General features: G+C 51.8%; 8 protein-coding genes. 7 read left to right on the plus strand and 1 reads right to left on the minus strand.

The features are described from left to right. Positions 1-478: 478 nt before the first annotated feature. The 3 genes from C5S61_RS25805 to C5S61_RS25815 all read left to right on the plus strand — a co-directional run bounded on the left by C5S61_RS25805 (position 479) and on the right by C5S61_RS25815 (position 2,612). Positions 479-1,417, plus strand: a complete 939-nt coding sequence (locus C5S61_RS25805) for a terpene synthase family protein (RefSeq protein WP_124033511.1) — start codon at positions 479-481, stop codon at positions 1,415-1,417. Between the two features lie 80 nt (positions 1,418-1,497). Beyond that, positions 1,498-2,352: a GNAT family N-acetyltransferase gene (locus tag C5S61_RS25810; protein WP_110520347.1), complete on the plus strand. Its 855-nt coding sequence runs from the start codon at positions 1,498-1,500 to the stop codon at positions 2,350-2,352. A gap of 2 nt (positions 2,353-2,354) precedes the next feature. Further along, a complete protein-coding gene (locus C5S61_RS25815; protein WP_110520349.1) occupies positions 2,355-2,612 on the plus strand; it encodes a hypothetical protein in 258 nt (85 codons plus the stop codon). 45 nt (positions 2,613-2,657) lie between these two features. Here the strand turns inward: C5S61_RS25815 and C5S61_RS25820 are convergent, their stop codons facing one another. Then, positions 2,658-3,785 carry a citrate synthase/methylcitrate synthase gene (locus C5S61_RS25820; RefSeq protein WP_110520351.1) on the minus strand — a complete coding sequence of 376 codons (1,128 nt, stop codon included), beginning with the start codon at positions 3,783-3,785 and terminating at the stop codon, positions 2,658-2,660. Positions 3,786-3,924: 139 nt separating this feature from the next. Here C5S61_RS25820 and C5S61_RS25825 point away from each other — a divergent pair, with 139 nt between their 5' ends. From C5S61_RS25825 to C5S61_RS25840, 4 genes are all read left to right on the plus strand, one after another. After that, positions 3,925-5,112, plus strand: coding sequence for a citrate synthase family protein (locus C5S61_RS25825; protein WP_164689791.1), 1,188 nt, complete (start codon positions 3,925-3,927; stop codon positions 5,110-5,112). A gap of 392 nt (positions 5,113-5,504) precedes the next feature. Further along, positions 5,505-6,515: an N-acetyl-gamma-glutamyl-phosphate reductase gene (argC, locus tag C5S61_RS25830; protein WP_110520355.1), complete on the plus strand. Its 1,011-nt coding sequence runs from the start codon at positions 5,505-5,507 to the stop codon at positions 6,513-6,515. A gap of 9 nt (positions 6,516-6,524) precedes the next feature. Beyond that, positions 6,525-7,271 carry an acetylglutamate kinase gene (argB, locus tag C5S61_RS25835; RefSeq protein WP_110520357.1) on the plus strand — a complete coding sequence of 249 codons (747 nt, stop codon included), beginning with the start codon at positions 6,525-6,527 and terminating at the stop codon, positions 7,269-7,271. Next, positions 7,271-7,792, plus strand: coding sequence for an NUDIX domain-containing protein (locus C5S61_RS25840; RefSeq protein ID WP_110520359.1), 522 nt, complete (start codon positions 7,271-7,273; stop codon positions 7,790-7,792). The genes argB and C5S61_RS25840 overlap by 1 nt, the downstream gene beginning before the upstream one ends. The last annotated feature ends 424 nt before the right edge of the window (positions 7,793-8,216 follow it).

Here is an 8,216-nt window from a genome sequence, read left to right on the forward strand (position 1 = left end):
GTCGGGGGCTGGGGATCGGGAAGTTTGACTATAGGCTATAGGCTTTTGCATTTTGATCTTTGGCCTTTTTTGGCCACAGATTGCACAGATTATTTTGATTAGGTTCCCATAGCCAAAAGCCTGTAGCCTATAGCCTCCCCATCTCTGCGGCTCTGCGTTAACATTTGATCCACGAAGAGCACGAAGATTTATTTTTTAGCCACAGATTGCACAGATTATTTTGATTAGGTTCCCATAGCCAAAAGCCTAGAGCCTGTAGCCTGATCCCTTTTTTGACTTCATCCCTCATCCTTCATCCTTTCCCTCTATGTTCTATGTTCTTTGCTCTATGCTCTTATCGTTGGCCAATACTCACACTTTAGTACCGCCGAATGTCATGGGGTCTGATTAGGAGTAAGGCACTATGGTTAATTATGCCTAGGATCAGCATAATAATTTTAATGTTTTTTTGATCAATCGCGGAGGTGAAGTGGTGTTTGTGAATATCCAACTTCCTTTTACATCGAAACTTAACCCTCACCTAGAAGCGGTGTATGCTGAACACAGCCAATGGATGAGCCAATTTGCGCATGGCTTCAAAGGCCAAGCGAGCTTATATCAGCGATTACGCTTGCCACAATTGTTGGCGCGAGTTTATCCGCATGCCTGTGCCGAGCGCTTTCGCTTAATTCTTGATTGGGGTAGTTGGCTATTTTTGCAAGATCAATGGTTTCGTTCGTTGACCAACCAGCCAGAATTTGTCGCGAACCTTACCAACGATCTATTGCATATTTTCAATGGCGCAACGCCGCGTTATGCTCACGAGCCATTAATTGCCATGTTTGCCGATTGGAGCCAACGCATCGCCAACGTAACCTCGCATCAATGGCGCGAACGCTTTGGCCAAACCTTGAGCACCTATCTGCACGATTGGGTGTACGATGTGTATTGCATTACCTACCAGCCTTCGATCAACAAACAACTTACGATTGAGCTGCATCAACGGATTGGCGCGGCCACCAGTACGCTTGATTTTGTGGATTTTGCCCAGGCTGAACTCTTGCCACCCTCGGTTAAGTACGATGCAATCTTCCAACATTTAGGCGAGATTACCAATAATGTGGTGTGTTGGATGCACGATATTGCTTCGGTTGAGCGCGATTTGACCGCCGTGGAGCCGCAAAATATTGCGGTGCTGGTCAAAGAGCGTGAGCATTGTACGTGGAGTCGGGCCATCGAGCGGGTTGAGCAGATGTGCTATACAGAGGTTGCGACATTTGAACGAATTGTGGCCGAACGCCCAAATTATGCTGAATTTGAATTGGATGTTAACGACTACATCGAAAATCTGCGTGCTTGGATGCAAGGCACAATTGATTGGTTGCGCATTGATTTAACGCCGGTCAATCAGCAAGTAAATGTGTTGCTGGCTGCCTAAATTGAGCCTTAAGCACGATAGTTTTTTGATTGGGCTTCGAGTATCCTCACTAAGCATAGGTAGCTTAGTGAGGGTGTTGTATGCGCGTCGAACGATATGCTTCAGTTGACAAGTTTTTAACCGATCACCGCGAATTTCTGTTGCAGCACGAGGCCGAAAATAATTTGCCACTAGGCCTGAGCATGCGGATTCAGAATGGCTGGATGCCTGCAAATGCGCCTTTTTTGGCGGCGATTCGCGATGAGCAAGGCACGGTTGGCGTGGCGGTGATGACCTCGCCACATGCATTGGCGATCTCGGCCTTGCGCGATGTCAGTTTAGCCAACCAAGCGGCTGAGGCCTTAGCCAACTACGTGCATAGCCACAAGATTGAGCTATCGGGGGTGCTAAGTGCGCCTGCAACAACCACGGCTTTTTGCGAGATTTGGCACGCCAAAACTGGCAAACAAGCGCTGTTGAGTATGCACGAACGCATTTATACCTTGACTGAAGTTATTCCTCCTGCACCAGTAGAGGGTTTGCTCAAAAAAGCGAGCAACACCGATGTTGAATGGCTGGCTGAACGGCTCACAGCGTTTCATGACGAAGCGCTCCCAACTGAGCCACATTGGGATTGGCACGCGGTTGCCGAACGCCAAATTGCGACTGGTAGCGCTTGGTATTGGGAGGTTGACGGCGAGCCTGTTTCCTCGCTTGCTTCAAGTCGCCCAACCATCAATGGCATTTGCATTGGTGCTGTTTCTACGCCACCCCAATTTCGCGGTCGAGGCTATGCCAGCAATGCTGTGGCGGCGTTAAGCCAACATTTGTTGGATCAAGGCTTTCGCTTTTGCATGCTGTTTACTGATTTAAGCAACCCAACCTCGAATAAAATCTATCAAGCAGTAGGCTTTCGGCCATTATGCGATATTGATCAGTATCGTTTTGAGGAGTAATGATGTATCAAGTACCGCCAGGTTCGTTGTATGTGCCCTGCCCACGTTGCCACTACACCATGCCGACCAAAGTAACCATGAGTTGGTGGGGCGGAGTTTTGGGCGCAAAGATGACCAATTTGGTTAAATGTCCGCAGTGTAAATTGCAATACAACGGCAAAACCGGAGCTAGTGTCAAGCAATTTATTGTGCTGTATATGGGATTTTGGGTGATTTTGACCTTGGTGGTTTTAGCAGTATTATTTTTTGCCCAAGCATAGAAATCTGCCGCCTTGTGCTGAAGAATCACAAGGCGGCTGTTGATTTTAGCGTTCAGCGACATCAACCCAGGTGCGGTTGCGTTCGCCAGTGTAGACCGATTGAGGCCGAATGATCCGGCCAACGGCGCGTTGCTCGAAGGCATGGGCAATCCAGCCAACAGCGCGGCTGATGGTGAAGGTTGGCGTAAACAAATCGGTTTCAAAATCGATGCCATGCAGCAGCAACGCTGTATAAAATTCGACGTTGGTTTGCAATTTGCGGCCTGGCTTGTGTTCTTCGAGCAAGCGAATTGCGGTTTGCTCAACGTGGCGCACCAATTCGTACAATTCGCGGTTGCCATCGTTGGCAAATAGTTGATCGGCAGCGCCTGCCAAAACCTCTGCCCGTGGATCGCGCACTTTGTAGACGCGATGGCCAAAGCCCATCAAGCGCTCGCCGCGAGCCAACTTGGCGCGTAGCACTTCCTCAGCCCGTTCAGCTGTGCCAATTTCAAATACCATATCCAAGGCTGGGCCTGGTGCGCCGCCATGCAACGGCCCTTTGAGTGCGCCAATTGCCCCAGTTACCGCCGAGACCAAATCCGATTCGGTCGAGATGATCACGCGGGTCGTGAAGGTCGAGGCATTCAAGCCGTGGTCAACGACGGTGTTGAGATAAGTTTCGAGGGCGCGCACTTGTTCGGCGCTTGGCTCGTTGCCTGTCAACATCCACAAATAATTGGCTGCATGGCTTAAATCACTGCGTGGCTCGATAAATTCTGCTTGATTGCGGGCGCGCCAATAGGCGGCGACAATCGTTGGCAAGGCGGCGACGATGCGTTGTGCCGTGGCTTTTTCGTCGGCCAATGGGGTTAATGTGGCGGTGGCAGCGCGCAACGCATCCATTGGGTCTGCTTGTTCGCGGCCAAGTTGCTGGGCCACTTGTAACGTTAAGGCTGGCAATTGGCGCTGGCTGGCAAGGCTTTGGCGCAATTCGGCCAGCTCGTTTTGGCTGGGTAAGTGGTCGTTCCACAACAGAAAAATGGTTTCCTCGAAGGTTGCAAATGGGGCCAACCGCTCCAATGGAAAACCAGCAATAATTAATTCGCCTGCTTGGCCATCGACACTGCTGAGCCGGGTTGCTGCTGCAACGATGCCTTCTAAACCTACATGAACTTGGGTTTCAGTCGCCATTGACAATCGATCCTTTCCAGCGTGTTAGGCCTTGAGCGGCAATTTTGCCGCTTGAAATTCCTGCTGCTATCGACTATAAATAGATTTATCAATGTTGTCAATGTTGATTGACAAATCAATATTGGAATGGAGCAACGCAATGACGCGCTATTTGAGTGCTCGCGAAGTGGCCGAGCATTTGGGAATCAGTGTGCCAACCGTTTATGCCTATGTGAGCCGCGGGTTGCTGCACTCGGAGCCAGCCGGAGCGCATGCTCATCGCTATTTATTCGATGAAGTTGAGCAATTGAAACTGCGTCGTGAAGGGCGACGCAACCCAGCCAGCGTGGCGGCAGGAGCGTTGCATTGGGGTACGCCAGTGCTCGATTCAGCAATTACGTTGATCGATAATCAACTGGTGTATTATCGTGGGATTGACGTGCGGGAGTTGGCATTGAGCGCCAGTATCGAAGAAGTTGCCAGCTTAATTTGGACTGGTGAGCGCCAACAGAGCAGACAATTATGGGCCGATTTGCCAGCGATTAGTATCCCACAATTGCCTGATTTGCCGTTGATTGAGCAATGCGTAGTGGCGTTGGCAATTGTTGGCAGCAACGATCATGCGGCCTTTGATCAACGGCTGCAAGGTTTGCAACGGACGGCGGTGCGGGTGCTGCAATTGCTGTTTAGTGTTGCCGCCAAGCGCCCATTACAAGGGCCAATTGTCGCCCATTTGGCTGAGGCATGGCAGATTCCGCAGCATTTGCAGCCGTTGCTCAATGCTGCGCTAATCGTCAGTGCTGATCATGAATTAAATGTTTCGTCTTTTACTGCGCGCTGTGTTGCTTCGGCGGGCACAACCTTGTATGCAGTGGTGAGTGCAGGCTTGGCGGCGCTGGGCGGCGTGCATCATGGCAAGCAAAGCGAATTAAGCGAGTTGCTGTTGGATGAACTGTTGCGTAGCCCCGATATGAGTGCTGCGCTAGCCCAAAAATTGCGCTTAGGTCAGCCGATTCCTGGCTTTGGCCATCCGATGTATCCGAATGGCGATCCCCGTGGCAAAGTGCTGCTCGCTTTGATTCGTCAAGTAGCGCCTGAATTTAGCAGCGATATTGATCGGATTATTCAAGCGGTCTATGAATTGTTGGGCGATTATCCGACGATTGATTTTGGCTTGGCGTGGGTTGGGCGGGTGCTGAATTTGCCGTTGGGCAGCGCGATGAGCCTATTTGCCTTAGGCCGCAGCATTGGCTGGATTGGCCATGCCTTGGAGCAATATAGCGATGCGCGTTTGATTCGGCCACGAGCGCGCTACACCGGCGAACGGCCAACTATTAGCAAGCTTTAACCTGTGCCGCAATGCGTTATTTAGCCCATTAGAATGAGCTAAATACGCATTGTAACCCCTACTTGACAAAATATCTAAATCGCACTATTATTCGCGACATTATGAAGAAACAAATGCTCACCAACCTTTTTTCGCCAGCATTGCGGCTGCGTCGTCCCCGTACCAACGAGGTTCGGTGGGCTTGCGCCGTTTGTGCTGCATAACAGGCAACGAGCAAGATCATAAACGCCCAAGCGTTTCCCCCCGAACCTCAATTGATGGTTCGGGGGGAAACTTTTTTAGCGCGAAATTATGAAGGATGAGGGATGAAGGATGAAACGGTTGAATGATGCAGCACTCAGGTGTTCATCCCTCATCCTTCATCTTTCATCCTTAACGATAGGGAGTTCGCAATGATTCGTGTTGGTATTTTTGGCGTAACGGGCTACGCCGGATACGAACTAGCTCGCTGGCTACAACGTCATCCAAAGGCTAGCCTGGTTTGGGCTGTCTCGGAATCGTCGGCGGGCAAGCGTTTGGCCGAGGTTGTGCCAGGCCCACTTGATCTGACCCTATTAGCTGCAAATCAGGTTGATTGGCAGACTGTTGATGTGATTTTCACGGGGTTGCCGCACGGTGTCGCTGCCAAAACGGTGGCAGAGGCCCGCCAGAATGGTGTCAAAGCCATTGACCTCTCCGCCGACCTTCGCTTGGACAGCCCCGCCGCTTACACCCGCTGGTACGACCACACGCACCCCCACCCCGAACTCTTGAACGCACCCTATGGCTTGCCTGAATTGAATCGTGCTGCATTGGTTGATGTGCCAGCAATTGCCAACCCTGGTTGTTACCCCACCAGTGTGCTGCTTGGTTTAGCGCCGTTGCTGGAGCAAGGTTGGTGGCAAACCGGCCAAACCATCATCATCAACGCTGCTTCTGGCGTTTCGGGTGCAGGCCGCGCACCCAAGCAACACTTGCATTTTGTCGAGGCTCACGAAAATTATAGCCCCTACAACATCGGCCACACCCACCGCCATGTTGGCGAAATTGAGCAAGAACTGAGCAAGTTGGCAAACGCAGCAGTTAACACGATTTTTGCTCCACACCTCTTGCCGACCCAACGCGGTATTTTAAGCACAATCTATGTGCCAATTCAGCCAGAGTTGGATTTGGCCCAGATTCATGCGCTCTATCGCCAACGCTACGCCACCGAGCCATTTGTCAACGTGCTTGATCAAGGCCAATTGGCCAGTTTGGCGCACGTGGTGCATACCAACGATTGTGCAATTGGCCTAACGCTGGCCCAGCCAGGCATGCTGATCGTCACGTCGGCGATTGATAATTTGCTCAAAGGCGCTTCTGGGCAGGCAATTCAAAATATGAATATTATGTTTGGCTTGCCTGAAACCACGGGCTTGCGTTAGGAGTGGGCAATGCGAATCTTGAAGCTTGGCGGCAACGAAATTGATGACCCGAAGTGGTTGGCTCGCTTGGTTGCGGTCATCCAGACCATGGTCAATGCCCACGATGTGCCAATTTTGGTTCATGGCGGCGGCAAAGAAATTGGCCAATTGCAAGTGGCGCTTGGTGGCGAGCCGCAATTTGTGGCTGGCCTGCGCGTAACCGACCAAACCGCACTCAAAGCTGCCACGATGGTGCTTTGCGGCAGTGTTAGCACGCGCTTGGTTGCAGCATTAAATGCAGTTGGTGTGGAAGCCCTCGGCTTGTCGGGCGTTGATCGCAACTTGGTCTATGCGACCCGCCTAGAGCACGAAGCTGGCGACTTGGGTGCGGTTGGCAAGCCAGCGCGGATTCGCGCCACAATTTTGTATGAAGCCTTGGCTGCTGATGTTGTGCCAGTATTGGCCCCAATTTGTGCCGATGGCGCTGGTGGCACGTTGAATGTGAACGCTGATGTGTTTGCAGGCGCGATTGCCGCCGCTGTTGGAGCCGACGAAGCGGTGTTTATCTCGAATGTGCCTGGAGTTTTAGTTGATGGCGAAGTTGCGCCACGGCTCAACACCAACGACATTCAGGCATTAATTGCCAATGGCACAATCAACGGCGGCATGATTCCCAAGGTTGAATCGGCGTTGAGCGGCTTGCAAGCTGGCGTGAAAGTCGTCCGCATCACCAACATCGATCAGCTTGATGCTGGCACGATTATCGAGACCGCCTAATGGCAAGCCATTCGGTTTACGACAACATTCGGACGCGGGTGATTGTGCTGCGTGAGCAAGAACTCTTAATTCTGGCGACTGAAGATCAGCCAGAACTGGTTTGGCGTTTGCCAGGTGGCGGCTTAGAACGTGGCGAATCGTTGGCCGAGTGTGCTGCCCGCGAAGTTTGGGAAGAATGTGGCATTCGGGTAGAAGTTGGCAAAGTTGCCTTTCTGCGCGAGTGGGTCATTCCAACCTACGCCATCATCGACCCTGAGGATCGCGAGCCAAACTATGGGCTAGAGGTGTTTCTGTATGCTACGCCGTTAGATCCACAGGCTACACTGCATGCCGAGGCCGCCGATAAACCAATGCCCGCATGGCGCAGTTTGGCCGAAATTGCCAGCATGCCATTCTGGCCCAAAGAGCTTAAATCGCTGGCAACGTTCTTAGCTCAAGGCCAACGCCCAAGCGCCATTCATTCGTTTGTGAGCAGCTTTGAATCTGGTTGGGCTGTACCGCCAGCAATTGATTGGGCCTAAGTGGAACTGCGCAGGGGCAACAGCTAGGTCTGAAACCGCGAAGGCCACGAAGAGCGCGAAGCTGGGGCTAGGCAATCCGATTAGCCTTAGATTTTCAAGCTCATCAAAGAACGATTGCTCCCTACACAATGTTATTTAGGGGGTGCAGGGGGATGAAAACCCCCTGCGTCTCCCGCCGGGGCGGGACGGAAGGGTGGCGAAACGAGAGTTGGGGATCGGTTGGTGGGGGCTGGAGGTCGGTAGAGCATAGAGCATAGAGCATAGAACATAGCTATTGGCGAATACAGGTTAGCGACCGAAACCGCGAAGGCCACGAAGAGCGCGAAGCTGGGGCTAGGCAATCCGATTAGCCTTAGATTTTTAAGCTCATCAAAGAACGATTGCTCCCTACACAATGTTATTTAGGGGGTGCAGGGGGATGAAA

Source organism: Herpetosiphon llansteffanensis, from assembly GCF_003205875.1.
Lineage (GTDB): Bacteria > Chloroflexota > Chloroflexia > Chloroflexales > Herpetosiphonaceae > Herpetosiphon > Herpetosiphon llansteffanensis.

Bases quoted from the DNA above. Each gene is read 5' to 3' on its own strand.
- C5S61_RS25810 (WP_110520347.1), top strand. From the start codon at position 1,498: ATGCGCGTCGAACGATATGCTTCAGTTGACAAGTTTTTAACCGATCAC.
- argB (WP_110520357.1), top strand. From the start codon at position 6,525: ATGCGAATCTTGAAGCTTGGCGGCAACGAAATTGATGACCCGAAGTGG.
- argC (WP_110520355.1), top strand. From the start codon at position 5,505: ATGATTCGTGTTGGTATTTTTGGCGTAACGGGCTACGCCGGATACGAA.
- C5S61_RS25840 (WP_110520359.1), top strand. From the start codon at position 7,271: ATGGCAAGCCATTCGGTTTACGACAACATTCGGACGCGGGTGATTGTG.
- C5S61_RS25825 (WP_164689791.1), top strand. From the start codon at position 3,925: ATGACGCGCTATTTGAGTGCTCGCGAAGTGGCCGAGCATTTGGGAATC.
- C5S61_RS25820 (WP_110520351.1), bottom strand. From the start codon at position 3,785: ATGGCGACTGAAACCCAAGTTCATGTAGGTTTAGAAGGCATCGTTGCA.
- C5S61_RS25815 (WP_110520349.1), top strand. From the start codon at position 2,355: ATGTATCAAGTACCGCCAGGTTCGTTGTATGTGCCCTGCCCACGTTGC.